Source organism: Labrys neptuniae (assembly GCF_040797145.1).
Taxonomy (GTDB): domain Bacteria; phylum Pseudomonadota; class Alphaproteobacteria; order Rhizobiales; family Labraceae; genus Labrys; species Labrys neptuniae.
The window spans coordinates 290,238-316,249 of sequence record NZ_JBFNQD010000001.1 but is presented as its reverse complement, the minus strand read 5'-3'; the positions used below and the strand labels follow the sequence as shown (position 1 = coordinate 316,249).

Genomic DNA, 26,012 nt, shown 5'->3' with positions numbered 1-26,012 from the left:
CCCTGCCCGGTCAGGCAAGATGACTATGCCATATGACCTCCGAGCAAGAGATAGCCGGGGAGAAGACCGGTGACCACACTGTTGAACAAGGCCATCCAGCCAGTTGGGCGACCGATCCTCATTCCCTTCACCAGCAAAAGGAAGAACATGGCATAGAGAACGGCCCAAAGCAGCCAGCACAGCGTGAACCAATGCTCCCAGGTGGTCGCCGCCGCCCGGTAACTCTCTATGGCAATCGGCACGAGAATGGCGACCACGGAGAGGCAATACCAGCCAAGCCCGCGGCCGTCATGGCCGTTGATCTGGTTGAAGCCGACCCAGAGGAAGGTGATGCCGAATAGGAGAATCAGCGCGGCGGATTTGGCCGCGCCGAGGGTTAGCGAACTTCCCACCACCAGATCGAGGCTGACGAAGGCCAGCACTGCGCCCGAGAAGAAGTTCGGCAAGGCGACTTCCCTGTCCCCGATCCGACCGAGCAGCCATAGGCCGTTTTGGAACAGGACGACGCCGACATAGAGCAGAACCAAGCCGACCAGCATGAGGGCCTCCCGATCTCAACTGGCCAGAAGTTCTTTGAGGAGGTCATCGAGAGTCTTCACATCGGCCGGACTGGTGCCCGGCCCGCCGGCGAAATGCCCCCAGATGCTGTCGATCTGGCGCAATTCAGCGTTGGGCATATGCCTGACCTCATGGATATTGTCCTCCGGCGGGAAATAGAGGTCCGTCGATGCCGGCACGACGAAAGCCTTCGCCTTGATGGCGCCGAGCGCCTTTTCGAAATCGCCCTGAAAGAACTCGTTCTTGGAGATGTCGCCGTGCTGCCAGCACCACAGCATGGTCAGGAGGTTGTTGGCATCACGTGGCAGGAAGATGCCTTCCCAGAACCCAACCAGGAAGTCCTCGAGGCTGGCATAGCCCATCGCCTCGATATCGAGCTTTTCCCGATAGAAGGCCTGGCTGAACCCCCAGCCGGCATAGACGCGGGCCATGGCCCGCAACCCTCGCGTCGGGGGGGCGTCATACCAGCCCTCCTCGAAGGCCGCGTCGGCGGTAAGCGCCGCCTTCACGCCTTCCAGGAAGACGAAATTGTGACGCGAGCAGCGTGCCGCGCCCTGGAAGGGCAGGATACGCTGCACCATGTCCGGATAGAGGGCTGCCCAGTGATAGGTTTGCCCCGCCCCCATGGACCAGCCCGTTACCAGCGGCAGCGTCTCGATGCCGAACTTCTCCGTCACCAGCCTATGCTGCAGGCGAACGTTGTCATAGGGCGTCACCTTGGGAAAGCGCGCCTTGTTCCAGGGCTCCGGCATGTTGCTCGGCGAACTCGACAGGCCGTTGCCGAGCATATTGGGTACGATGATGAAGTAACGATTGGGATCGAGGGCCAGCCCCTCTCCGATCAGCCACTCGTTTTCATAATGCTGGCCGGAATACCAGGTTGGATAGACGATGGCATTGTCGCGCCTGGTATTGAGAGTTCCGTAGGTCTTGTAGGCCAGCTTGGCCGCGCGCAACGTGGCCCCGGATTGCAATACGACATCGCCAAGATCGTAGATGCTGTAATCCGCCATGCTCCCTCTCCAATTCTTCTTTTTCACGAAGAAAAATCGTGAATATTGAACGAAGACAATTAAGGGGTGCGTCATCTATGTTGGCAAATTAGAAGTATTTATTTCCTATATTAGGATTGCACGCTGAGCCAACCTTCGAAATTTCCTGGCGGTCCCACTGGACGAAATGTCCAGTCGTTCAGCTCCTGCCCGCCTGCTAACCCATGGACGTGGTCGCAACGCGATTGGTTCTCATCATGGGCGCAGCAGCCGGTTTCCGCTCTTCTCTCACGCTTGTCCGCAAGGCCTGCGCAACCTGCCGCGAGTGCGACGTTCGGCACCAGGCCCTCTGCACGGCCATGGCCGACGAGCATCTTCACCGCCTCGAAGACATCACGAGCCCGGTGCTTCTCCAGCCCAATCAGGCGCTGCTGCGCCAGGGCGATCCCTGCCGCAAGGTCTACAGCCTGACATCCGGCATGCTGCGGCTGTTTACCGACCTGCCCGATGGCCGGCGCCAGATCACCGATTTCCTGATGCCGGGCGACTATCTCGGCCTGGTGGATGACGATTTCCATTCCCAATCGGCCGAAGCCGTCGTTGCCTCCAGCCTGTGCGCCTTTCCCATCAACCAGATGGAGCTGCTGATGGACGAGTTTCCGAGTCTGCGGGAGCGGCTCCATCGCATGGCCAGGGCGGCCTTGCGCCAGGCGCATGACAGTCAGCTCATGCTGGGCAGGCTGGCACCGCTCGAAAAGCTGGCCGGCTTCCTGCTCATGCTCGATGCCCGGACCAACCATCACCCCCACCATGGGCGGCGGCTGCAACTGGCAATGTCGCGCACCGATATCGCCGACCATCTGGGCCTGACCATCGAGACCGTCAGCCGTTGTTTCACCCGGTTGAAGGCGCAGGGGCTGATCCGCCTGCCGGAAGCCCATCTGGTCGAAATTCTGCACGAGGGCCGGCTCGCCGAGATTGCCGGCATCGGCCTGTCGCCCGAACATCTTCGGCTAGCCGCCAGTTAGTTCCACGGGCATCAGGCGGCCATCGGCGAGCGCAAGCACCCTGTCGACCGCGCCTTCCGGGATCTCGGCGTGAGTAGCCAGGATGACACTGCGTCCTTGGGTGGCGGCTGCGAGATCGGCAAGGAAATCCGTCTCCATGGCGCGATCGAGACCGGTGGTCGGCTCATCGAAGACCAGGATGTCGGCCGGCGACAGCAAGACGCGCGCGAGGCAGAGCCGCCGCGCCTGCCCGACGGACAAAGTGCGGCCCGCCTCTCCGACGAAGGCATCGAGCCCTTCGGGAAGGCTCCGCACGAAATCGGCGATCCGCGCGGCTTCGAGCGCCGCCCAGAGTTCGGCGTCGTTCGCTTCTGCCCGGCCGATCGACAGATTGTCGCGCACCGAGCCGAGAAAGACGGGCGCGCTCTGGCTCAATAGGGCGATCCGCGCGTGGAGGTCGGCCTGGCGTACGGTGCGGATATCCGTGCCGCCCATGGCGATCGAACCGGCCTGGGGATCGTGCAGCCTGAGCAGCAAGGCAAGCAGGGTCGACTTGCCGCTGCCGCTTTCGCCGATGATCGCCACGCGCTCGCCGGCCGAGATGGTCAAGCTGAGATCGCACAGCACCGGGCGCGCCGGGTCGAAGCCGAAAGTGACCTGGTTCACGCTGAGCGCGCCATTCGGCAGCATCACGGGGCGGTGTGGATCGCTGATCGCCGGCGCCATCTGCGCGATCGCCCGCACCCGCTCGGCCGATGTGACGGCAGCGCCGAATTTGGCGACGCTGCGCACCAGCATGGCCGTCGCTTCGAAACTGGCGAGCACTGCAAGCAGCAGCCCGACGAGCAGAGGACCGCCGATTTCGGCCTGTCGCAAGGCCTCGATGCCGCACCAGAGCACACCGACAAGGGCGATCCCCGCCAGGGCCTGGACGGAGGCTGCGGCCAGCAGGCCGGCGCGCGCCGAACGCCTGCGGGCACGGGCGAGGCGTTTGGCCGCCTTGTCGAATTCCTGCCCTGCCGCCGCAAGTCCCCCGAAGGCAACCAGATCGGCATGGCCGTCGATGCGATCCAGCATGGCGATACGCAAGGCGGCGGAGGCTTCCACCAATTCCGCTCCGAGCCGATGCGAGAACAGGATCAGCACGGTGGGAACACCGGCAAGGGCGAGGATCATGGCCATGGCATAGAGCGGAGCAGCGGCCGGCAGCAGGACGAAAAGCCCGACTGTCATGCCGGTCCCGATCAGCAAGGCGGTGAGGATGGGGCCGAGCGCCGTGAGGAAGACCGTGTCGAGCGTATCGACGTCGGCCGTGAGGCGACTGACGAGATCGCCATGCCTGAGATCGCGGGAGGGCAAGGGAACACGGGGAAACAGGCGGGCGAACAGCCAGCCCCTGAGGGCCGAGAGGAGACGCAAGGTGACGTCGTGCCCGACCAGCCTTTCGCCATAGCGCGAAAGGATCCGCACCAGGGACAGCCCCCGGATCAGCGAGGACGGTCCGAACAGGTTGAAACTCGCCGCTGCTGTGGTGAGAGCCGCTGCCGTCAGGAACCAGCCCGAGACCCAGAGCAGTGCGACGCCGGCGGCCAGGGTCAGCACGGCCAACAACAGCGCCAGACCCATGCGGCCGATATGCTGGCGGAACAGCGGCCAGAAGGACAGCAAGGCGGTCATGCGGTCCACCTCGGCTGTTTCTGCTGCCTGTCGACATGAGGATGCGGCATCGGCAGCAGCTTACCGCCGGCCAGCCGCCAGGCTTCGTCCAGCCGAGCGGCCACGGCGGGCGAATGGGTCGCGATGATCATGGTACGGCCAGCGGCAAAACCGATCAGGGCATCCAGAACGCGGGCCTGCGTGGCGGCATCCAGATGCGCTGTCGGCTCGTCCAGGAGAATCAGGCCGGGGTCACGCAGGAACAGGCGTGCCAGGGCGACCCGATGGCCCTCCCCGCCCGACAGGCCGACGCCTCCCTCTCCGATCGGGGTATCGAGCCCCTCTGGCAGTTTCAAGGCAAAATCCAGGACGCATGCCTGTTCCGCCGCCTGCGCGATTTCCGCGGCCGAGGCGGAAGGCTTGCCCAGCCTGATATTGTCGGCGATCGAACCATGGAACAGGCGCGAGCGCTGGCTGATGAAGGCGACGCCCGCCCGCAGGCTGGCCTCGTCGATCGCAGCGAGGTCGAGCCCTGCGATGCGAATGCCGGCACCCGGTCTCAACCGGGCCAGCGTTTCCAGCAGGCTCGACTTGCCGATGCCGCTTTCACCGAAAAGCGCCAGGTGTCGGCCCGCTCCGATTTTCAGCGAGACGCCGTCGAGCAGGACGCGTTCACTGTCCGGCACCCGGATGGTCAGGTGCTCGACATGGAGCGGCAATCCGCCGGACGAAGCTGGAAGCTGGACGAAGCCTCCTGCGGCAGCGGCTTCCGGCAGGCCGGCGAAACGTGCCTCGATCTCGGCAATCGCCGCCTTGGCCGAAGCCCTGTCGTGATAATGGGCGGCAAGCAGGCGCAGCGGCTGATAGACCTCCGGGGCCATCAGCAGGCAGAACAGCCCCCCCTGCAAGGTCAGGGCAGAGCCGCGCAGGTCCACGAGCCCGAGATAGGTCAGGCCGACATAGAGCGCCACGCCGGCAACACCGAGGGCGGCGAAGAATTCCAGCACGGCAGAGGACAGGAAGGCGATGCGCAGCACGCGCAGGGTCCGGCAGCGCAGATCCTCGCTCGCCCGTTCGACGTCTCTGGTCTCGAACTCGGCCCGGCCAAAGAGTTTCAGCGTGGTCATGCCGCGCAGGCGATCGGCGAAATGCCCCGACAACCGCGCGAGTGCATCGGCTTGCGCCCTGGTCGCGGCTTCGGCGCCCCAGCCGACCAGCGCCATGAACAAAGGAATGAGCGGCGCCGTCAGCAAAAACAGCAGCCCGACCACCCAGTCGACCGGCAGCACCGCAGCGGCGAAGGCCAGCGGCAACACGGCCGCCTGCATGCTCGCCGGCAGGAAACGGGCAAAGAAGCCGTCGAGGGCCTCGACCTGGTCGACGACCGCAGCGCTCAAGGCGCCGGAAGAACGGCATGCCGACCACTCGAGCGAACCGGCCGACAATTTCGCGGCAAGCCGGCTGCGCAGATCGAATTTGATGCGCTCGGCCGCGACGATGCCTGCCTGCTCGCCCAGGGCTCCCAGTCCGAGCCTCGAGGCGATCAAAGCAGCGACCAAGAGGATCGGACTACCGAGCGCCGCAATGCTCTCTCCTCCCACCACGGCCCGATGCAGCACCGAAGCCAACAGATAGGCCTGGGCGACGAGGAGAGCCCCGGAGACCAGCGGCAGGATGGTGGCGATCGCCAGTTCTCGCCGCGCATGACCGGCGAGAGTGGCAAGGGCGGAACGATCTTCCCTGCTCGATCCTGCTGCGATCCGGGGACCGGATGTCTCGCCTGCCTGCTTCACACGAGCCTCATCTTACATTCCGAAGTAACATTGGCTGCGATGGTTCACCGATGATGCCAGTATAGCCATTGCTTTTCTTGCAGCACAAAGTGTTGCGCACTTTAGATTTTATCTTGAAAAAGCAAAATCAATCGAAGCACAATCCCACCATCTTTAGCCGCCGCGGGCTGCTTGGGGCATTGATTTCAATCAATGCCCGACTCGGGTTGCCCGTTTAGGGAAACTTGAAACTGGCGCAACGCCAGTATTGGACCGGGTTTGGCGTCTATGATTGATTTCACCATTGTCGATCTGTCACGACTGCAATTTGCAGCGACAGCCATGTATCACTTCATCTTCGTGCCCTTGACGCTGGGGCTCTCCATCCTGGTCGCCATCATGGAGAGCGTCTATGTGATGAGCGGCAATCCGGTGTGGCGCCGCATGACTTTGTTCTGGGGCACGCTGTTCGGCATCAATTTCGCGATGGGCGTCGCCACCGGCATCGTGATGGAATTCCAGTTCGGCATGAACTGGAGCTACTACAGCCACTATGTCGGCGACGTCTTCGGCGCGCCGCTCGCCATCGAAGGCCTGATGGCTTTCTTCATGGAAGCCACCTTCATCGGCCTGTTCTTCTTCGGCTGGGACCGCCTGTCGAAAGTGGCGCATCTTGCCGTCACCTGGCTGGTGGCACTGGGCGCTAATTTCTCGGCCCTGTGGATCCTGATCGCCAATGGCTGGATGCAGAATCCGGTCGGCTCGGTCTTCAATCCCGATACGATGCGCATGGAGATCACCGATTTCATCGCGGTCATCTTCAATCCGGTCGCCCAGGCCAAGTTCGTGCACACGGTCAGCGCCGGCTATGTTGCCGGATCGATGTTCGTGATGGCGGTCAGCGCCTTCTTCCTGCTGCGCGGGCGCCACCGCGAGCTTGCCCGCCGCTCCATGGTGGTGGCGGCGAGCTTCGGCCTTGCCTCGGCCCTGTCCGTTGTCGTCCTGGGTGACGAGAGCGGCTATGTCGCCACCGAGCACCAGAAGATGAAGATCGCCGCCATCGAGGCGATGTGGGAGACCGAGCCTGCGCCGGCCGGCCTCACCCTCTTTGCCCTGCCCGGCAAGGATGGCAATCGCTACGAGGTCAAGGTTCCCTGGGTGCTGGGCTTGATCACCACCCGCAGTCTGAACAAGGAATTGCCGGGTATCCGGACGCTGGTCGAGCATGCGGAGGTCCGTATTCGCAACGGCATCCAGGCCTCGGCCAGTCTCGACGCCATTCGCAAGGATCCGAACGACAAGGCCGCCCGCGAGGCCTTCGCCAAGCAATGGCCGGATCTGGGTTATGCGCTGCTGCTCAAGCGCTACCGCGCCGATATCCAGAACGCCACGCCGGAAGAGATTCAGCGCGCGGCGCTGGATACGGTACCCGGCGTGGCGCCATTGTTCTGGAGCTTCCGCGTCATGGTGGCCCTGGGCTTTTATTTCATCGCCTTCTTCGGTCTCGCCTTCCTGATGAGCTGCCGCCATCGTCTCGGCGAGAACCGCGCCTTCCTGCGCGTGGCCTTGTGGAGCCTGCCTTTGCCATGGGTGGCGATCGAGGCCGGCTGGCTGGTCGCCGAATATGGCCGGCAACCCTGGGCGATCGAGGGCGTGCTGCCGACCTTCTATGCCGCTTCCGGCCTCACCCTCACCGATCTCGTCATCAGCCTGGGCTTCTTCCTGGCGCTCTATACGAGTCTCCTCATCGTCATGATCTTCCTGATGGTGAAGACCATCCGCAAGGGACCGTCTGAGCACAGCGTGCTGGACGATGCACCGGCCGGCGCGGGCACCCTGCCCGAGCCGGCCCTCGCCCGCACGCCGCGCTGAGCCAGATCAGGATACGCACTCATGACCACGATCCCTCTCGATTATGAAACCCTGCGCCTGATCTGGTGGGCCCTGCTCGGCGTGCTCCTGATCGGCTTTGCCATCATGGATGGTTACGATCTCGGCATTGGGGCACTGCTGCCCTTTGCCGCCCGCACCGACGAGGAACGCCGCATCCTCATCAATCTGATGGGGCCGACCTGGGAAGGCAACCAGGTCTGGCTGATCCTCGGCGGCGGCGCGATCTTCGCTGCCTGGCCGGCGCTCTATGCGACGTCCTTTTCCGGCTTCTACCTGGCGATGATCGCCGTGCTGCTCGCCTTGATCCTGCGTCCCGTCGGCTTCAAGTTCCGCGGCAAGCTCCAGGATCAACGCTGGCGCAATCTGTGGGACGGAGCTCTGTTCCTCGGCGGCTTCGTGCCGGCCCTGATCTTCGGTGTCGCTGTCGGCAATGTGCTGCTGGGCGTGCCGTTCGGCCTCGATGCCACGCTGCGTCCGTCCTATAGCGGCAACTTCTTCGGCCTGCTGCGCCCCTTTGCCTTGCTGGCCGGGCTCGTCAGCCTCGCCATGCTGGTCACCCATGGCGCAACCGTGATTTCGGCCCGTACCCGGGGGCCGATGACGGAGCGGGCGCGCTCCTATGGCCGCCTTGCCGCCCTGGCAACCCTGGTGCTGTTTGCCTTGGCCGGGGTCTGGATCGCCTATGGCATCGACGGCTATGTCGTCACCAGCCAGCAGGACCCGTTCGGCCCCTCCAATCCGCTGGGCAAGACGGTCGCACTCGAAACGGGCCGCTGGCTCGCCAACTTCCACAGCCATGGCTGGATGTGGACGGCGCCGACCCTCGGCCTGTTTGGGCCGCTGGTGGCCTTCGCCGGCCTGTCGGCCCGCATGGGCAAGCTTGCGATCTTCGGCAGCAGCCTCGCCATCATCGGCATCATCGCCACCGCCGGCCTGGCGCTGTTCCCCTTCCTCCTGCCGAGTTCGCTCGATCCTCAGGTCAGCCTCACCGTCTGGGATGCGTCCTCCAGCCACATGACGCTGTTCGTCATGCTGCTGGCGACGGCGGTCTTCCTGCCGCTGATCCTGGCCTACACCACCTGGGTCTTCCGCGTGATGCGCGGTCCCGTCACCGCCGACTCGATCGGCCGCAATCCCAACGCCTACTGAGGAGATCGGTACATGTGGTATTTTTCCTGGATCCTCGGGCTCGGCCTCGCCTGCTCCTTCGCCATTCTCAACGCGATGTGGTTCGAACTGCGCGAGCAGAAAGTGCCTGTCACCAAGGTGGCGGGCAAGCCGGACCGGTCGACGGCCGGTAACTGACAGCGGTTCTCCTGCGATCGTCAACCGATCGGTTGACGATCGCTCAGGCGGTCCTGGCGGCGGCCCATCAGGCCGACGACGAGTGCCGTCAGCAGGAAGAGCAGCGAGCAGACGGCGATCACGCCCAGAAAGGCCTGCTCGAAAGCCGAGCGTGCCAGCCGGGCCAGCATTTCGGCCGACGGCGCCGGCAGCGTTTCGGCTACCAGCAGGGCTTCATCCAGGCTGTCCCGAACGGTGCCGGCAACCGGCAGATCCGGCGGCAACACCAGCATCGCCGTATAGATCGCCGACATGATGGTGCCCATCACGGCAACCCCGAGCGCGCCGCCGAGTTCGTAGGAAACCTCCTCGATCGAGGCGGCCATGCCGGCCCGCTCCTCCGGCGCATTGACCATGATCGCACTGGAAGCGGCCGACATCGACGCGCCGACGCCAAATCCCATGGCGCTCAGGGCCGTGAGCCAGAGCGCCGCTGTCCCGTCATGAGTCAGCAGGAAGGCAGCCAGACCACCGCCGGCCAGCGCCAGCGACATCCAGAGCACATGGCGGGCCCCGAGCCGCGGCAAAGCGAGACCCGCCAGCGGCCCCGCCACGATCGAGGCCAGGGGAATGGGCAGCAGAAGCAGCCCCGCCTGCAGCGGCGACATGTTCCGCACCAGCTGCAGATGCTGGCTGAACACCAGTTCCACGCCGATCAGGGCCGCCGATGACACGGTGGCGACGATGACGCCCGCTGCGAATTCAGGATTGCGGAACAGGCTGAAATCGATCAGCGGCATCTCGCTCCGGCTCTGCCGCCGCCCGAAAAGAAAGAATGCCAGGGCGCCAATGAGCCCCGCCACAAGCGCAACCTCCCAACTCGGCGAACGCTTGCCCAGTTCCTTGATGGCATAGGCGGTGGCGATCAGCCCGGCCATGATCTGGAGCGAGCCGACAAGATCCCAAGGGTGGGTGGCACGGCCCGGACGGTTTTCCAGGACCAGGCCGGCCGCCACCCAGGCCCCGACCACCACCGGAACATTGATCAAAAAGACCGAGCCCCACCAGAAGAACTCGAGCAGAAAGCCGCCCAATACCGGGCCAAACGCCGCGCCGCTCGATGCCACGGCTGCCCAGACCCCGATGGCAAAGGCCCTCTCCTTCTCGCTGGTGAAGGTGACGCGAATGATCGCGAGGGTCGCGGGCATCATCATGGCGGCACCGACGGCCAGCAAAGCACGGGCTGCGATCAGCACCATCGAACTGGGGGCGAAGGCCGCGAGCAGCGAGGCCGCCCCGAAGGCGATCAGGCCGGCCATGAACAGGCGCTTGGAGCCGATGCGATCGCCGAGTGTCCCGCAGCCCGGCAACAGGCCGGCAACGACGAGCGGATAGGCATTGAGGATCCAGAGCTTTTCGGAGGCGGTCGCGGCCAGGTCATGGGTCAGGCGGGGCAGTGCCGTGTAGAGCACTGTCAGGTCGACGACGATGAGGAACAGGGCGCTCGAAACGATTGCGAGAACCAGCCAGCGATTGTGATATGCCATGATCGAGTTCAGCGTTGTATGAAACTATCCGTGCAAAGCGGACCGCTTGCCCACTCCACCTAGCCAATATAAATACATACGTATGGAAACAAAAGAGAGAAGCGGCCTTGGCCGTCCGCGCAGCATCGACCGCAACAAGGTCCTCGATGCGGCGGAAGCCGTGGTGGCACGTATCGGCCCCGCCGGCCTGACCATCGATGCGGTCGCCAAGGAAGCGGGCATCACCAAGGGCGGCGTGCAATATTGCTTCGGCACCAAGGATGGCCTTCTCAAGGCCATGCTGGAGCGCTGGGCCGCAGGTTTCGACACCGAAGTTGCCAAGCTCGCAGCCGAGCAGCCAGGGCCTTTCGCCATGGTCCGGGCTTATGTCGAGGCCAATCGCCATACCGACGAAAAGGATGCGTCCCGTTCGGCCGCCATGCTGGCAACCCTGATCCAGAGCCCGGATCAACTGGCCGATACCCGCGCCTGGTACCGCCGCTATCTGACGGAGATCGATCCCTCTTCTCCCGAGGGGCGCAAGGCGCGCCTCGCCTTTCTCGCCTCCGAAGGCATCTTCTTCCTGCACAGCTTTCAATTCGTGCAGATGACCGAAGCCGAATGGCAGGAGATTTTCGAGGACATAATGCACCTGCTGCCGGACAGTCCGGCATGACGCCCGCGACTAGATTGAAGGCCAAGCGCGCGGATCCACAGCGAGGAAGGCATGAACGAGGAAGGCATGGCAATTTTCCAACCATCAACTTGACATATGCGGCAATTCGTTTTTCAAAGATAAGACTTTGAAAATGGATTGCGCCACCGCTGATGGTGAGCGCAGTCCGCCGATGATGGAGAAAGACCATGGCCTTCACGCTCCCCACCCTGCCCTATGCCATCAACGCCCTCGCCGCACGCGGCATGAGCCAGGAGACGCTCGAGCTCCATCACGGCAAGCACCACCAGGCCTATGTCACCGCCCTCAACGGCTTCGTGGAAAAGGATGCCGCGCTGGCGGGCAAGACGCTCGAGGAGATCATCGCCCTGGTCAAGGACCGGCCCGAGGTGGCACCGGTGTTCAACAATGCCGGGCAGCATTGGAACCACATCCACTTCTGGCAGGCGCTCAGCCCGAATGGCGGCGGTATCCCCGGCAAGCTGCAGGCCAGGATCGATGCCGATCTCGGCGGCACCGATGCCTTCAAGGAAGCCTTCAAGACGGCGGCAACCACGCAGTTCGGTTCGGGCTGGGCCTGGCTGGTCGCGGGCAAGGACGGCAAGCTCAAGGTGACCAAGACGCCGAACGGCTCCAATCCGCTCGCCACCGGCGAAGGCACGCCCTTGCTCGGCCTCGACGTCTGGGAGCACAGCTATTATGTCGATTTCCGCAATCGCCGCCCCGACTATGTCACGAACTTCCTCGACAAGCTGGCCAATTACGAGTTTGCCGAAGCCAATCTGGCCGCGCTTTGACAGCCGGGCGCAGCGTGCCGGGCGGATGGGGAGATATGCCTTTGCGTGAAATCGCCCATTCCGTCCCCGTCACGCCGATGGCACTGACATCGCCGCGCCGGCCTCCCATCCAACGATCGGAGTTTGCGGAGGCGATGTCCAACCTGGCAGCGACGGTGTGCATCGTCGCCGGCCATTGGCAGGGCGAACGCCAGGGGCGCACGGCGACGGCCGTGCTCTCCCTCTCGGCCGAGCCGCCCTCCCTTCTGGTTTCGATCGACCGGACATGCCGCCTGGCCGAGCTCGTCCTTGCCTCGGGCCGCTTCTCCGTGGCGATGCTGGCGAGCGACCAGGAGAATATTGCCGATGCCTTCGCCGGCAAGCTCGGCGGCATCGACCGCTTCAGCGTCGGCGACTGGCAGAGCTGGTCGTCCGGTACGCCGCACCTGTCTTCTGCGGCGGCGTCCATCGACTGCGAACTGATCGGCAGCATGTCGATCCCCACCCATCTCGTCATCGCCGGCGCGATCGTCGGAACGCAGCTGGCGAAGACGACCGCGCCGCTGCTCTGGCACCGGCGGCAATATCATCGGCCCGCCCCGCTTTCGGAGTGGCCGCCACTCTTCGCCGAGGAGCCCCAGCCATGGCCGACGCCAGCGGATTGATCGCCCGCCTCGAGCAGCAGATCATCTCCGGCCGCGACAATGCCCTTGCCCGCTTCACGCTCGGCCGGGCCCGGCTGGAACAGGGCGACCCGGCGGGGGCCATCCTGCATCTCACGCAGGCCATCGCCCTGAAACCGGACTATGCCGCTGCCTACAAGCAGCTTGGCGCCGCCCATGCCAAGGCAGGTAATATATCGGCGGCGATCACCGTCTGGGACAAGGGCTGCGCCGTTGCCCAGGACAGCGGCGAGTTGCAAGCCCTGCGGGAAATGACCTCCCTGCTCGGCAAGCTGAAGCGCCTCCATTCGACCTGAGCTCCCGATCACGCCCGATTATTCGGCAGCATCGATCGCCTGCGTCGCTTCCTTGGGTGTTGCGCCCAGGGTTGCCGCCCAGAAGACCAGGGTAACCGCCGCGATGGCAGCGCCGAGCAGGCTGACACCGGTCCAGCCGGCATAGGCATAGACCAGGGTCGAGGACGACGAGCCAAAGGCGCTACCGATCGAATAGAACACCATATAGGCGGCGGTCAGGCGGCTCTGCGCCTCCGGCCTGACCCGATAGATCATGCCCTGATTGGTGACATGCACGGCCTGGAGGCCGAAATCGATGACGAGGACGCCGAGGACCAGCCAGAGGATCGAGTAAGGCAACAGTCCGATCGGCAGCCAGGCAAGCAGCATCAGGCCGAGTGCGATGCCGGTCACGCGCTGCCCGTAGCCGTGATCGGTCCAGCGTCCCGCCCGGGACGCTCCGAGAGCGCCAGCCGCGCCGGCCAGGCCGAACAGGCCGATCACGCTGTGCGAGAAGGAAAAGGGCGGTGCACTCAGGGGCATCACCAGCGGTGCCAGCAGCGTGGTGATGTCGGCAAAGATCAGCATGGCGATAATGGCACGGATCCGAAGCACCGGCTCCTCGACCAACAAGGTGAAGACCGAGCCGATCAGTTGGGGATAGCTCAACCGGCTCGCCGGCCGAGGCTGTTGCGGCAACATGCGCCAGAGTGCCAGCACGATGAGGAGAGTCGCCGCGGCCGAAGCGAGATAGACCGTGCGCCAGCCTGAAAGATCGGTGAGCGTACCCGCCACCGTGCGCGCCAGCAAAATGCCGAGCACGATGCCGCTGGTGACGATGCCCACCACTTCGCCGCGCTGGGAGGGCCGCGCCAGGCTGGCGGCATAGGCGACGAAGGCCTGAGTCACCACCGCCAGCAGCCCCATCACCGCCATGGCGACGAGCAGCATGGCGCCGTTCGAGGCGAAGGCGATCGAGACCAGAGCAAGGACGGAGAGCAGCGATTGCGCGATGACCAGCTTGCGCCGCTCGATCAGGTCGCCGATCGGCACCAGCAGGACGAGGCCGATGCCATAGCCGAGCTGGGTGGCGCCGACGATCAGGCCGGCGGTTGCTCGCGACAGGCCAAGATCATCCGCCATCACGTCGAGCATGGGATGGGCAAAATAGGCATTGGCGACAGCAAGGCCGCTCGCCACGGCAAACAACAGGATCAAGGTACGCGACAAGGGGGTCGCAGATGGCCCGGCCGTGATTTCAACTTCCGCGGCACGCGGGGATCCCAGCTCCACTTCGGAAGGCATGACAACTCCATCGCAATATAGGTTTAATAATGAAACCATTTGCTTCGTAAATGATAGAGTTTTATGATGCAACCAATTTCCGACAAAGAACGACGAACAGGGTTATGGTTAAGCGCAAGAGCCTCACCGGGGATTATTGTCCGAGCGCACGCTCGCTCGACGTGATCGGCGACTGGTGGTCGCTGCTGATCGTGCGCGATGCCTTCGATGGGCTGACGCGCTTCGGCGAGTTTCAAAAGAGCCTCGGCATCGCCAAGAACATCTTGTCCGAGCGCCTGAAGACGCTGATTGCCCGGGGCATTCTCAAATCCGCGCCGGCGTCGGATGGTGGTGCGCACCAGGAATATCACCTCACCGAGATGGGGCGGGATCTCTTCCCGGTGATGGTGGCCTTGCGCAAATTCGGAGAAGCCCATTTGTTTGCGCCTGGCGAGCCGCATTCCCGCCTGGTCGAACGCGAGACCGGGCAAGCCATCGAGCTCGAGATCCGCACCAGTGACGGGCGTGCCGTCGATGCCAAGGATGCCATCATCCTCAAGGTCGAGGACAACGACGCGGCGTGATGGAGAGCCTGCGCGCTTGACCTTGCCCCTGGGGCCGCCTCGATAAGAGGATGGTCAACCATCGAGGGGTGATTCATGCCGGCATCCGCGCGTTTCCTCAGCCCGTCCGAAGCCGCCAGGCGGCTGGGCGTCTCGACCAAGGCCCTGCGGCTCTATGAGGACAAGGGCCTGCTTGCCCCGCCGCGCTCCGCCGCGGGCTGGCGCGTCTACGGGCCTGGGGAGATCGACAAGGCGCGTGAGATTGCCGCGTTGCGCCGGCTCGGCTTCTCGCTTGCCGAGATTGCGCGGGTGCTGAAGGGCGATAGCCGCGAACGGGTTGCGATGCTCGCGGCGCATCAGACGGCCATCAAGGATCGCCTCAAGGGACTTGCCGCCACGGCGATGACACTGCAAGCCCTCCAAAGCGGCCACGCCAACACGCCTGCGTTAGTAGCGGGGGATCTCATGCCGCACTCTTCATCCGGCCGAGAACCAGCCATTGCCTTCGACCTGCCCTGGCCCTGGGGTGGCGAACGCTTCGCGATTCAGGACATCAAGCTGCTGACCTACATCATCGGCCCTCTCGGCAGCGGCAAGACCCGATTGGCACTGCGTCTGGCCGAAACCTTGCCGAATGCCGCCTTTCTCGGCCTGGAGCGCGTATCCGACACGGCCGCATTGCGGAAAGGTTTGGCAGCCGATCCGGCTCTTCGCGATCGCGTCGAGCCGATCCTCGCGCAACTCGCCCACCACGGCGCCGGGATGTCCGATGCTCTCACCGCTCTGGCAATCGGCCTGGCAGAGGAAGGCCCCGCCTTTCTTGTCATCGACATGATCGAGCAGGGATTGGACGAGCCGACCCAGCACGCAGTAAGTGCCTATCTGCGAGCGCGCCCTCCCGGCACCAGCCCGCTCTTCGTACTGACCCGGTCTCATGCCATTCTGGACCTGGCGACCGCCGGCGAGGAGGAGGCCATCATCCTGTGCCCCGCCAATCACAGCCCTCCGTCTCTGGTCGCTCCCTTTCCGGGGTTCCCCGGTTACGAGGCGGTTGCGTCATGCCTCGCTTCGCCGACGGTGCGGGCGCGCACGGAGGGTGTCATCGCCTGGAGACCTGGTGCGAGCGGTCGTTCACCGGCCTGAACCGATCCAGGAAGTGGAAGGCGGCGATGTCGGAAAGTCGCCGCTCTTTCCCTGCTCAAGCCCACGGATATGCGACTGCAGCAGGGTGGCCGCGCGCCCGGCATCCCGCTGTCGCAGGGCATCGAGAATCTGCCGGTGGGCGTGGCTGGTGCCGGGGCGCCATCCCGCCGTCCGCGTCGCCGCGAAGATGATGCGCGAATTGGCGAGTTGCAGCCCATCCAGCATGGCAAGCAGCCGGGGCATGCGGCAGGGTGCCACGATCTCGCGATGGAAGGCCCGGTTAGCGAGTTCCCAATCCTCGATGGTCTCAGCCCGGTCACCGGCCTGAAGGGCCTGCTCCATCCGTTCAAAACTCGTCGCATTCAGCCAGGGAATGGCATGGCTGACCGCCAGCACTTCCAGGTTCGCCCGAATCTCGACGACTTCCTGCGCCGCTTTGCCATCGAGCGGCGCCACCCGCATGCCGCGCCGCGGCTCGTTGACCGCCAGGCCCTGGGCGCGCAGCAGCTGGAAGGCCTCACGGGCGGGTACATGGCTCGCCTCGAACTCCGCCGCGATCCTGTCCTGCCGGAGCGGCGTTCCCGGCGCTAATTCCCCGCGCACGATGCGCTCGGCCAGGGTACGCGCTATGCGCTCGGCAACGGTTTCGGCCATGGCAGCTCCATAGATTATCTATGATAAAACCAGATGCATCCTCGCTTCGCAACTTTATGATGATTCCAGATAGATAGATTCAAGATTTTATCTATAATTTTGAGGCGCTGGACATTTGGCTGCCTCTCCTTCCCACGCTCGCGCCCTTCCTGAAGGGATCCGCGACCGGTCATGCGAGGAGACGAAATGCACGATCACCTGTCGACGAGTCAGAACCAGGAGCGCGCGCCCGGTATCCACGGTTCGAGCACGGACCGCGCCGCCCCCCTGCCCTGGAACCATGCCGAGGCGCGCGCGATCTATGACCTGCCATTCAACGACCTGCTGTTCCGCGCCCAGACCGTTCATCGCCGGCATTTCGATCCCAACCGCATCCAGCTCAGCAAGCTGCTCAGCATCAAGACAGGGGGGTGCCCCGAGGATTGCGGCTATTGCAGCCAGTCTGCCCATCATGACAGCGGCCTGAAGGCTTCCAAGCTCCTGGAGGTCCAGCGGGTGATCGAGGAGGCGCGCCAGGCCAAGGCGGGTGGCGCCACGCGCTATTGCATGGGCGCGGCCTGGCGCAGCCCCAAGCAGCGCGACATGGCCATGCTCGTGGCCATGGTCGAAGGCGTGAAGTCGCTCGGCATGGAGACCTGCATGACGCTCGGCATGCTGTCGCCCCAGCAGGCCGGCACGCTCGCCGAGGCCGGGCTCGACTATTACAACCACAACATCGATACCTCGGAGCGTTACTACCCCCAGGTGATCACCACCCGCAGCTTCGCCGAGCGGCTGGATACTTTGGCCAATGTGCGCGAGGCCGGCATCAAGGTGTGCTCCGGCGGCATTCTCGGCCTCGGCGAGGCGGTCGATGACCGCATCGACATGCTGGTGACGCTCGCCAACCTGCCGGAAGCGCCGGAAAGCGTGCCGATCAACATGCTCATCCCCGTGCCCGGCACCCGACTGGCGGATGCCCCGCCGGTCGATCCGATCGAGTTCATCCGCATCATCGCGCTCGCCCGCATCCTGATGCCGGCCTCGCATGTACGCCTCACCGCGGGACGCACGGCGATGAGCGACGAGACCCAGGCCCTGTGCTTTTTCGCGGGTGCCAATTCCATCTTCGTCGGCGAAACGCTGCTCACTGCCGCCAATCCGGGCGACGACAAGGACAGCAGCCTGATGCGCCGTCTCGGCCTGACGGCCGCGCCGATGGAGGAGACGCCGTGAGCGACGCATCGCCGGGCGAACGGCCCCGGCTGGCGCGCTACGCGGCAAGGCTCGGCCAGTTCGAACGCAAGGGGCGTCGCCGGGTCCTGGCACCGCTGAGCGGCATCGATTTCAGCTCCAACGACTATCTGGGGCTGGCGTCGTCATCCCGTTTGCATAAAGCCCTCATCGCCGCCGTCGATCGTCGCGTGCCCGCCGGCGCCGGCGGCTCGCGCCTGCTGCGTGGCAACCATCCCGAGCACGAGGCACTGGAGGCCGAAGCCGCCACGTTCTTCGGCTCACCGCGCATGCTCTATTTCAACGGCGGCTACACCGCCAATCTCGCCGCGCTCTCAACCTTGCCCCAGCGCGGCGATCTCATCGTCTACGATGCCCTCATCCATGCCAGCGCCCATGCCGGCATCGCGGCCGGCCGCGCTGCGGCCGTGGCCGTACCGCACAACGACATTGCCGCCTTCGAACAGGCGATCCGCGCCTGGCGGACGGCCGGCGGCAGGGGCCATCCCTGGATCGCGGTCGAAAGCCTCTACTCCATGGATGGCGATATTGCGCCCCTGGCCGAGCTGATGGCACTGGCCGATGCGCATGACGGCTTCCTCTATGTCGACGAGGCCCATGCCACCGGCGTTCACGGCCTGGGCGGACGCGGCTTTGCCGCCGCCTTGGAAGGGCGCGACAATGTCGTGGTGCTTCACACCTGCGGCAAGGCGCTGGGCTCCTCGGGCGCGCTCATCGGCGCCAGCGCCGTGCTCTGTGACGTCCTGGTCAACCATGCCGCCCCCTTCATCTATGCCACCGCTCCCTCGCCCCTCCAGGCCGTGCTGGTGCGGGAGGCACTCCACGCACTGGCGGACGAGCCGGAGCGGCGCAGCCGGGAATTGTCGCTGATCGATTTTGCCAACAGACTCGTGGTCGAGCGGCTCGGCATCGCGACCAGCGGCTCGCAGATCCTGCCTGTCGTCATCGGCGACAATGAGCGCTGCCTCGCCATCGCCGAGCGGATGCAGGGGGCCGGTTTCGATATCCGGGCCATCCGCCCGCCGACGGTTCCGGCCGGCACGGCGCGCCTGCGTATTTCCATCACGCCCAATGTCGACGAGGAAGTCATCACGCAAATGGTCGAACGGCTCGCCATGGTAATGGCGGAGGAGGATCGATGAAACGAAGGTCCTGGGACCGCGGACGTCCTCGTCCACTCTTGGAAACACAGCGCCTTGGAGAGAGGAAGAGGCGGACGGGACGTCCGCGGTCCCAGGGGCTGCATCATGATTAGGGAGGCCCATCCACGTATCGTGGTCACCGGCACGGATACCGGCATCGGCAAGACGGTGTTCTCGGCGGCCCTCGCCCATGCCCTCGAGGCGAGCTACTGGAAACCGGTGCAATCGGGCCTCGACGAGGAAACCGACAGCGAGACGGTACGACGCCTGGGCAGGTTGCCGCAGGACCGCATCCTGCCCGAAGCCTACCGCCTCGCCACGCCGGCCTCGCCGCATTTTTCGGCAGCCATCGACGGGGTGGAACTCGATCCCGACACGCTGGAGCCGCCGCTGGTCTCCGGACCTCTCGTCATCGAGGGGGCTGGCGGACTGCTGGTTCCCCTGACGCGCCGGACCGTGTTCGCCGACGTGTTAGCGCGCTGGCGCCATCCGGCGATCCTCTGTGCCCGCACGGGCCTGGGCACCATCAACCACACGCTGCTCTCGCTCGAAGCTATGCGCCGCCGGGGCATTCCCATCCTCGGCGTCGTCTTCATCGGCGACGAGCAGGCGGACACCCAGGGTGTCATCACCGAACTCGGCGATGTCAGGAGCCTCGGCCGGCTGCCAAAGCTCGATCCCCTGATCGCCGACGATTTGCATGCCGGCTTCCGGAACTGGATCGACCTATCCATTATCAAGCAAGGGCTTGCCTCATGCTGAAATCCCTGCCGTCGCCGGTCTGGCACCCCTTTACCCAGCATCAGCTCGATCCGGTGACGCGCCGGATCGCCCGCACGGAAGGTGCCTTCCTCTATGAGGAGGACGGGCAGGCCGTGCTCGATGCGATCTCCTCCTGGTGGGTGATCACCCATGGCCACCGGCATCCCGCCATCATGCAGGCGATCCGGGATGCCAGCGAACGCTTCGACCAGATCATCTTCGCCGACTACACCCATGAGCCGGCCGAGACGCTCGCCAGGGGCCTGGTCGAGATCGCACCATCGGGTCTCGCCCATGTCTTCTATTCCGACAGCGGCTCGACCGCGGTCGAGGTCGCCCTGAAGATGGCGCTCGGCTTCTTCCACAATCGCGGCACGCCACGCTCGCGCATCGTGGTGATGGAGCATAGTTATCACGGCGACACCATCGGCACGATGTCGGCCGGGGAACGTGGCGTCTTCAATGCGGCCTATGGACCCTTGCTGTTCTCGGTCGACAGCCTGCCCTTTCCCGCCGCCGGGCAGGAACAGCGCACGCTCGATGCCTTCGAACGCCTCTGCCGACGCGGCGATATCGCCGCCCTGCTGATCGAGCCCCTGGTACTGGGTGCTGGCGGCATGCGCATCTATGCCCCCTGGATTCTCACCGAAGTGAAGCGGATCGCCGAGGCCCATGGCGTCCTCCTGATCGCCGACGAGGTGATGACCGGTTGGGGCCGCACCGGCTCGCTCTTCGCCTGTCAGCAAGCCGGTATCACGCCCGACATAATGTGCCTGTCCAAGGGACTCACCGGCGGCGCCGTGCCGCTCGCGGCAACCCTGTGCACGGCGGAGATCTTCGAGGCGCATCTGTCGGATGACCGCAGCCGCACCTTCTTCCACTCCAGTTCCTATACCGCCAATCCCATCGCCTGCGCGGCGGCTTGCGCCAATCTCGAGATCTGGCGGATGGAGCCGGTCACCGAGCGTATCGCGGCGCTGGCCGCTGGACACAGCCGTCGCCTGGACCGTTTCCGCAGCGATCCCCGCTTCGCCGATATCCGCCAATGCGGCACCATCGCGGTGATGGAGATCGCCGTGCCTTCGGGAGGCTATCTTTCCGATGCCGGTCCGCGACTGCGCGCCTTCTTCAAGGCTCGCGGCCTGCTGATCCGCCCGCTCGGCAATGTGATCTATCTGATGACGCCCTATTGCGTCACGCCTGGTGATCTCGACCGAGCCTATGCGACCATCGACGAGGCGGTGGACCTGGTCACCGGCGCGGGCCGATGACCCGCTGCCATTCGAGCCGCGTGCTCGGCTTCGGCCATTGCGTGCCGGAACGCCGGGTCGGCAATGCCGAGATCGAGGCGAGACTGGGTCTCGAAGACGGCTGGATCGAGCGGCGGACCGGTATCCGCCATCGCCACTGGGCCGGCCCCGGGGACACGCTGAGCGCGCTTGCGGCCGAAGCGGGAGCCGCAGCCCTGGCGGATGCCGGCATCGCGCCGGACCAGGTGGGGCTGGTCCTGCTCGCAACCTCGACGCCCGATCATCTGCTGCCGCCCTCGGCGCCTCTGCTGGCACACCGGCTAGGGTTGCCGAAAGCGGGAGCCGTCGACCTCGCCGGCGCCTGCTCGGGCTTCCTCTACGCCCTCACTTTGGCGGACGGCTTCGTGCGCACCCGGGAAAAGGCCGTGCTGGTGGTAGCCGCCAACATCCTCAGCCGGCGCATCAATCCTCATGAGCGCGCCAGCGCCGTGGTGTTCGCCGATGCCGCGGGCGCCCTCCTGCTCGGCCCCTCCCGCGCCGAGGAGACCGGCCTCCTCGGTGTCGACCTTGCCTCCGATGGCAGCCAATACGACCTGATTTCCATTCCGGCTGGCGGCAGCAATCGCCCCTTCGCGCCGGAAATTGCTGCCCAGGACTTCCTGATGACCATGCGCGACGGCAGAGCGGTGTTCTCGCAGGCCGTGCGCATGATGAGCGATTGCGCCGTGAAGGCCATGACCCAGGCTGGGTTGACAGCCGCAGACATAGACCGTTTCGTGCCCCATCAGGCCAATGCACGCATCTTCGATGCGGTCTCGGCCGAACTCGGGCTCGATGCGGCCAAGACTGTGCGCAGCATTGAGGACTACGGCAATTCCTCTGCGGCCACGATTGTCCTGTCGCTCTCGCTTGCGAACCAAGCAGCGCCCTTCAGGGCGGGCGAAAAGCTGCTGCTCTCCGCCGCGGGCGCCGGCATGACGGGGGGCGCGATAGTGCTGGGCATGGGGTGATGTCTGCTGAGGAAGCCTGACATCCTGGGACCGCCGGCTTCCAGCCGGCTCCTGGAAGCGCATCGCTGGTTGGCAAGGAAGAGCCGGCTGGAAGCCGGCGGTCCCAGGGGCGTCAACTCTTGCCGATCTGGCGGGGCACCTGCACGAAATCCTCGAGATTGAGCCCCTTTTCCGCCAGCAGGGCCTCCAGCACCGGCTGCAGGCGTCCCAGGCTCTCCTGTACGGCGTCGCGCACGGTATCGACGACCACCTGGGTGTCGCGCTCGATCTCGATATTGAGCCGGTCGCCGGCCCGCTTGTCCTCGAACACGGTCATGCGCCGGGTTTCAGGGATGAGCCAGACTTCGAACCAGCCTTCCTTCTTGTCGACCTCGGACACCGTCAGGCTGGCGCCGTTGATGGCGATATAACCCTTGGCGAAGACGTAGCGCGCGAAATCCGGCGGGATGGCGATGCGGATGACCTTGTTGCCTTCCGAAGTGCCGACGGAGTCGATGGCGGTGGAGAAATCGACATGGCCCGAAATCGGATGGCCGCCGATCTCGGCGCCATCCTTGGCGGCCCGCTCGACATTCACGCGATCGCCGGCGACATAGTCGGCCAGGGTGGTGATCTTCAGGCTCTGCAGCATGACGTCGAAGGTCGCCGTCTGCGCCGAGACCAACTCGGTTACGGTCAGGCAGACGCCGTCCACCGAGACGCTGGCGCCGATGGCGAGACCTTCGCTGAAGCCCTCGGGAAAGCGCAGCGTGAAGGTGCGCAAGCCGTCATGATCCTTGACGGCGTCGATATCGGCGACGCCCTGAATGATGCCTGTGAACAAAGGAGAAGTCCTGTCAATGAAGCCGGAGGCCGAACAATGCATCGGCGCCTCGCGATGACGCCTTTAATCATAGATAGGCATGGTTGGGAAAGCCGCCAAGCGCGAGCACCGTACGAAGATGGCTCCCGATGCCTTCAGCGTATCGCCAGCTGGCTTGTCGGATCGAAGAAATGCAGGCTGTCGACCTGGATCCCGATTTTGACGGTATCGCCGGCCTTGCGCCTCGCGCTGACGGGCGCGCTGATGCGCATGCGGGTGGAGATTACAGCCGGGGCGCCTTCGTCCAATTCGTCCAGCCCTGCCCGCTTCTGCTGGGCATTCGCTGCGGGATCGACGAGATCGACATGGACAAGCAGGCTCGCGCCCAGATCCTCCTGAAAGGCGACGCGGGCGGAAAGCGCATCGGCATCGCCTTCGGTGAGGAACAGGTTCTCGGGGCGAATGCCGACGATCACCTCGCGGTCGCCCTGCGCCCCGAGGGCGGATCTTTCCTGCACGAAAGCGGCCGGCAATGGCAGGACGAGGCCCGGCAGGGCGACTTCCATCCCCTGCCCGCCCCGGCGCAACCGGCCGGGCAGCAAATTGATCGGCGGCGCGCCGATGAAGGTGGCGACGAACAGGTTGACCGGCCGATCGTAGAGCTCGCGAGGCGGCGCCAATTGCTGCAGCACGCCGCCATTCATCACGGCCACGCGATCGCCCATGGTCATCGCCTCGACCTGGTCGTGCGTCACATAAACCGTGGTCACCCCGCTCGCCCGCTGCAGGCGGGCGATCTCGGCGCGCATCTGGCCCCGCAGTCGGGCATCAAGATTGGACAGCGGCTCGTCCATCAGGAAGGCGGCTGGCTCGCGCACGATCGCCCGCCCCATGGCGACGCGCTGGCGTTGGCCACCCGACAACTGCCCGGGACGGCGGGTGAGCAGCTTGTCCAGCTCGAGCATCTCGGCGGCAGCCTTGACCTTCTCCGCGATCACCTCGCGTTTCTCGCCGCGCACCTTGAGGGCAAAGCCGACATTGTCGGCGACGGAAAGATGCGGATAGAGCGCATAGCTCTGGAAGATCATCGCCACGTTGCGTTCGCGCGGCGACAGGTCGTTGGCAACCTCCGCGCCGATCGAGAGCGTGCCGCCGGTAATGGTCTCCAAGCCCGCGATCATGCGCAGGGCCGTGGACTTGCCGCAGCCGGAGGGGCCGACCAGCACCAGGAACTCGCCATCGGCGATGTCGAGATCGAGTTTGTTCACGGCCAGGTGCCCATCGGCATAGGCTTTGCTGACCTTTGAAAAGCTGATCGCGGCCATGATGGAACCTTTAATGGGCCGACTTGGTCAGGCCCTGCACGAAATAGCGATTGAGCAGGATCATCATCAAGACGATGGGAAGGGTGGAGAAGTGCGCCAGCGCGCCGAGCGTGCCCCAGGAAATGTCCTTGGTGCCATAGGCCGAGAGCAGCGCCACCGAGATCGGCTTGCTGTCGGCCCGCGTCAGGAACATCGAATAGAGGAAGTCGTTCCAGGAAAACATGATGCAGAAGATAGCGCTGGCGATGATGCCGGGCACCACGGACGGCAGGGCCGTGAACAGGAACGTGTTCCAGTCATTGCTGCCGTCGGTCAGGGCGGCCTCCTCGATCGACACCGGCGAGGCGCGGAAATAGGAGAACATCATCCACACCACGAAGGCGCTGTTCAGGGCTGTGTTGAGCAGGATCACCGCCCACCAGGTGCCGAGCAGGCCGATGTCGCGCATCATCAGATAGAAGGGAATCAGCGTCGCCACCGGCGGCACGGTGCGGATGGCCAGGAAGAAATAGGCGAGCCACACGGCCTTCGGATTCTTGGAGCGGGCAAGGGCGTAACCGGCGGGAACGCCGAGGAGCAGCGACAGCAGCGTCGAGCCGATCGAGATGATCAGGCTCGATTTCACCAGGGACCACAGGTCGAAAAGCCGGAATACATTCTCGAAATTCGCGAAGGTCGGCTCGAAGAAGAGCTGCGGCGGCGTGGTGAAGATGTCCCTCGCCGGCTTGTAGGCCGTCGAAAACAGCCACAGGATTGGAAAAAGAGCGATGACGAGGATGACGATCAGGGCTGCGCGCCGTGCCCACAATCCCCTGTCGGCGGCGGTTCTAAGCATTGCGGTTCCTCGCCGGCCTGACCACGAAGATGAAAAGCGCCGCCATCACGCCGATGCAGATGGTGATCAGATTGCTCACGGCCGATGCCCGGCCGATATTGAAGAACTCCAGCCCCTGCTTGACCCCATGGATCATCAGCGTGGTGGTGGCATCGCCGGGCCCGCCGCTGGTGCTGACGTAGATGATGTCGAAGACGCGGAAGGCATCCATCATCCTCAGCACCAGGGCCAGGAAGGCGGCCGGCAATAGGAGCGGCAGGATGATCAGGGCGAAGCGTTGCGCGCTGGTGGCGCCGTCGACCTGTGCCGCCTCGAGAATATCGGTCGGCAGGGACTTCAGCCCAGCCAGCAGGATCAGCGCCATCAGCGGCGTCCATTCCCAGACATCGACGGCGATCAGGGTCGGCAAGGCGAGCAGTGGATCGGCGAGCAGGCCTCGTGGCCCTGAAATGCCGGCTTCGGCCAGGAAATAGCCGAGCACGCCATAGTCGGCATTGAGCATGGCCTTGAAGATCAGCCCGACGACCAGGGGCGTCACCGTCGCAGGGATCAGCAACAGGCCGAGGGCGATGCGATTGAACAAGTCGTCGCGCCAGAGCAGCAAGGCGATGCCGAGGCCGAAGACGAACTCGATGGAGACGGCGCCGATGGTGAAGATGAAGGTGTTGATCAGCGCCTGGCGGGCGGTCTTGTCGCTCCACAGGGCGACGTAATTGTCGAGCCCGACGAAATGGCGGCCCGCCGGGCGGACCAAGCTGTATTCCTCGAAGGAGTAGAAAATCCCCTGAGCCATCGGCCAGACGGCGATTGCCAGCACATAGAGTATGGCGGGAGCCGCCAGCAGGATCAGGAAGAGCTGGCGCTTGCGCGCATAGGACAGGCGCCGGGGCCTCGCCTTGGCCGCGACGGCG

General features: G+C 64.7%; 26 protein-coding genes. 15 read left to right on the top strand and 11 right to left on the bottom strand.

The features are described 5' to 3' along the window. Nucleotides 1-23: 23 nt before the first annotated feature. The gene (locus ABXS05_RS01435; RefSeq protein ID WP_367622659.1) at nt 24-539 is read right to left on the bottom strand and encodes an AmiS/UreI family transporter; all 516 of its coding nucleotides are present in this window, start codon (nt 537-539) and stop codon (nt 24-26) included. Between the two features lie 15 nt (nt 540-554). Further along, nucleotides 555-1,571, bottom strand: coding sequence for an alpha/beta fold hydrolase (locus ABXS05_RS01430; RefSeq protein ID WP_149255122.1), 1,017 nt, complete (start codon nt 1,569-1,571; stop codon nt 555-557). Between the two features lie 236 nt (nt 1,572-1,807). Here ABXS05_RS01430 and ABXS05_RS01425 point away from each other — a divergent pair, with 236 nt between their 5' ends. Further along, the gene (locus ABXS05_RS01425; protein WP_367622658.1) at nt 1,808-2,578 is read left to right on the top strand and encodes a helix-turn-helix domain-containing protein; all 771 of its coding nucleotides are present in this window, start codon (nt 1,808-1,810) and stop codon (nt 2,576-2,578) included. Here the strand turns inward: ABXS05_RS01425 and cydC are convergent. Both cydC and cydD read right to left on the bottom strand, forming a co-directional pair. Next, entirely contained in the window at nt 2,564-4,234 is a 1,671-nt protein-coding gene (gene cydC, locus ABXS05_RS01420) for a thiol reductant ABC exporter subunit CydC (RefSeq protein WP_367622657.1), read from the bottom strand. The genes ABXS05_RS01425 and cydC overlap by 15 nt on opposite strands. Further along, nucleotides 4,231-6,006, bottom strand: coding sequence for a thiol reductant ABC exporter subunit CydD (gene cydD / locus ABXS05_RS01415; RefSeq protein ID WP_367622656.1), 1,776 nt, complete (start codon nt 6,004-6,006; stop codon nt 4,231-4,233). Before cydD ends, cydC begins: the two co-directional genes overlap by 4 nt. A gap of 267 nt (nt 6,007-6,273) precedes the next feature. On the opposite strand from cydD, the gene ABXS05_RS01410 reads away from it, so the two are divergent. The 3 genes from ABXS05_RS01410 to cydX are packed head-to-tail and all read left to right on the top strand — an operon-like array spanning nt 6,274 to nt 9,183. Beyond that, on the top strand, nt 6,274-7,857 hold the full coding sequence (locus ABXS05_RS01410; protein ID WP_367622655.1) for a cytochrome ubiquinol oxidase subunit I: 1,584 nt from the start codon (nt 6,274-6,276) through the stop codon (nt 7,855-7,857). Between the two features lie 21 nt (nt 7,858-7,878). After that, nucleotides 7,879-9,027 carry a cytochrome d ubiquinol oxidase subunit II gene (gene cydB, locus ABXS05_RS01405; protein ID WP_367622654.1) on the top strand — a complete coding sequence of 383 codons (1,149 nt, stop codon included), beginning with the start codon at nt 7,879-7,881 and terminating at the stop codon, nt 9,025-9,027. A 12-nt stretch (nt 9,028-9,039) separates the two neighbouring features. Further along, on the top strand, nt 9,040-9,183 hold the full coding sequence (gene cydX / locus ABXS05_RS01400) for a cytochrome bd-I oxidase subunit CydX (RefSeq protein WP_311938295.1): 144 nt from the start codon (nt 9,040-9,042) through the stop codon (nt 9,181-9,183). Between the two features lie 20 nt (nt 9,184-9,203). On the opposite strand, the gene ABXS05_RS01395 is transcribed toward cydX, so the two are convergent. After that, the gene (locus ABXS05_RS01395; RefSeq protein WP_367622653.1) at nt 9,204-10,709 is read right to left on the bottom strand and encodes an MFS transporter; all 1,506 of its coding nucleotides are present in this window, start codon (nt 10,707-10,709) and stop codon (nt 9,204-9,206) included. Between the two features lie 82 nt (nt 10,710-10,791). Here ABXS05_RS01395 and ABXS05_RS01390 point away from each other — a divergent pair, with 82 nt between their 5' ends. The 4 genes from ABXS05_RS01390 (at nt 10,792) to ABXS05_RS01375 (ending at nt 13,119) form a co-directional block, all read left to right on the top strand. Beyond that, a complete protein-coding gene (locus tag ABXS05_RS01390; protein WP_367622652.1) occupies nt 10,792-11,364 on the top strand; it encodes a TetR/AcrR family transcriptional regulator in 573 nt (190 codons plus the stop codon). Between the two features lie 188 nt (nt 11,365-11,552). Beyond that, nucleotides 11,553-12,161 carry a superoxide dismutase gene (locus ABXS05_RS01385; protein ID WP_367622651.1) on the top strand — a complete coding sequence of 203 codons (609 nt, stop codon included), beginning with the start codon at nt 11,553-11,555 and terminating at the stop codon, nt 12,159-12,161. Nucleotides 12,162-12,196: 35 nt separating this feature from the next. Continuing rightward, nucleotides 12,197-12,805 carry a flavin reductase family protein gene (locus ABXS05_RS01380; protein WP_367622650.1) on the top strand — a complete coding sequence of 203 codons (609 nt, stop codon included), beginning with the start codon at nt 12,197-12,199 and terminating at the stop codon, nt 12,803-12,805. Beyond that, nucleotides 12,784-13,119, top strand: coding sequence for a tetratricopeptide repeat protein (locus ABXS05_RS01375; protein WP_367622649.1), 336 nt, complete (start codon nt 12,784-12,786; stop codon nt 13,117-13,119). Before ABXS05_RS01380 ends, ABXS05_RS01375 begins: the two co-directional genes overlap by 22 nt. An 18-nt stretch (nt 13,120-13,137) precedes the next feature. Here the strand turns inward: ABXS05_RS01375 and ABXS05_RS01370 are convergent, their stop codons facing one another. Then, the gene (locus ABXS05_RS01370; RefSeq protein WP_367622648.1) at nt 13,138-14,403 is read right to left on the bottom strand and encodes an MFS transporter; all 1,266 of its coding nucleotides are present in this window, start codon (nt 14,401-14,403) and stop codon (nt 13,138-13,140) included. Nucleotides 14,404-14,507: 104 nt separating this feature from the next. On the opposite strand from ABXS05_RS01370, the gene ABXS05_RS01365 reads away from it, so the two are divergent. Both ABXS05_RS01365 and ABXS05_RS01360 read left to right on the top strand, forming a co-directional pair. Beyond that, on the top strand, nt 14,508-14,966 hold the full coding sequence (locus tag ABXS05_RS01365) for a winged helix-turn-helix transcriptional regulator (protein WP_149255110.1): 459 nt from the start codon (nt 14,508-14,510) through the stop codon (nt 14,964-14,966). Between the two features lie 75 nt (nt 14,967-15,041). Beyond that, on the top strand, nt 15,042-16,088 hold the full coding sequence (locus tag ABXS05_RS01360) for a MerR family transcriptional regulator (RefSeq protein ID WP_367622647.1): 1,047 nt from the start codon (nt 15,042-15,044) through the stop codon (nt 16,086-16,088). Here ABXS05_RS01360 and ABXS05_RS01355 read toward each other — a convergent pair. After that, a complete protein-coding gene (locus tag ABXS05_RS01355) occupies nt 16,077-16,742 on the bottom strand; it encodes a GntR family transcriptional regulator (RefSeq protein ID WP_311938283.1) in 666 nt (221 codons plus the stop codon). The genes ABXS05_RS01360 and ABXS05_RS01355 overlap by 12 nt on opposite strands. A 234-nt stretch (nt 16,743-16,976) precedes the next feature. Here ABXS05_RS01355 and bioB point away from each other — a divergent pair, with 234 nt between their 5' ends. The 5 genes from bioB (at nt 16,977) to ABXS05_RS01330 (ending at nt 22,139) form a co-directional block, all read left to right on the top strand. Further along, on the top strand, nt 16,977-17,957 hold the full coding sequence (bioB, locus tag ABXS05_RS01350) for a biotin synthase BioB (RefSeq protein WP_367623417.1): 981 nt from the start codon (nt 16,977-16,979) through the stop codon (nt 17,955-17,957). After that, nucleotides 17,954-19,117 carry an 8-amino-7-oxononanoate synthase gene (locus tag ABXS05_RS01345; RefSeq protein ID WP_437178621.1) on the top strand — a complete coding sequence of 388 codons (1,164 nt, stop codon included), beginning with the start codon at nt 17,954-17,956 and terminating at the stop codon, nt 19,115-19,117. Before bioB ends, ABXS05_RS01345 begins: the two co-directional genes overlap by 4 nt. Before the next feature lie 105 nt (nt 19,118-19,222). Next, nucleotides 19,223-19,879, top strand: a complete 657-nt coding sequence (gene bioD / locus ABXS05_RS01340) for a dethiobiotin synthase (RefSeq protein ID WP_367622646.1) — start codon at nt 19,223-19,225, stop codon at nt 19,877-19,879. Further along, complete coding sequence (locus tag ABXS05_RS01335) at nt 19,873-21,150, top strand: adenosylmethionine--8-amino-7-oxononanoate transaminase (RefSeq protein WP_367622645.1); 1,278 nt, start codon at nt 19,873-19,875, stop codon at nt 21,148-21,150. Before bioD ends, ABXS05_RS01335 begins: the two co-directional genes overlap by 7 nt. Continuing rightward, a complete protein-coding gene (locus tag ABXS05_RS01330) occupies nt 21,147-22,139 on the top strand; it encodes a beta-ketoacyl-ACP synthase III (protein WP_367622644.1) in 993 nt (330 codons plus the stop codon). Before ABXS05_RS01335 ends, ABXS05_RS01330 begins: the two co-directional genes overlap by 4 nt. Before the next feature lie 112 nt (nt 22,140-22,251). On the opposite strand, the gene ABXS05_RS01325 is transcribed toward ABXS05_RS01330, so the two are convergent. The 4 genes from ABXS05_RS01325 to ABXS05_RS01310 form a co-directional block, all read right to left on the bottom strand. Next, on the bottom strand, nt 22,252-22,962 hold the full coding sequence (locus ABXS05_RS01325; protein ID WP_367622643.1) for a riboflavin synthase subunit alpha: 711 nt from the start codon (nt 22,960-22,962) through the stop codon (nt 22,252-22,254). Between the two features lie 134 nt (nt 22,963-23,096). After that, nucleotides 23,097-24,266 (bottom strand): ABC transporter ATP-binding protein, encoded by a 1,170-nt coding sequence (locus tag ABXS05_RS01320; protein ID WP_367622642.1) that lies wholly within the window; start codon nt 24,264-24,266, stop codon nt 23,097-23,099. Nucleotides 24,267-24,276: 10 nt separating this feature from the next. After that, on the bottom strand, nt 24,277-25,101 hold the full coding sequence (locus ABXS05_RS01315; protein ID WP_149255099.1) for a carbohydrate ABC transporter permease: 825 nt from the start codon (nt 25,099-25,101) through the stop codon (nt 24,277-24,279). Then, nucleotides 25,094-25,981 (bottom strand): carbohydrate ABC transporter permease, encoded by an 888-nt coding sequence (locus ABXS05_RS01310; protein WP_367623415.1) that lies wholly within the window; start codon nt 25,979-25,981, stop codon nt 25,094-25,096. The genes ABXS05_RS01315 and ABXS05_RS01310 overlap by 8 nt, the downstream gene beginning before the upstream one ends. Nucleotides 25,982-26,012: the final 31 nt, after the last annotated feature.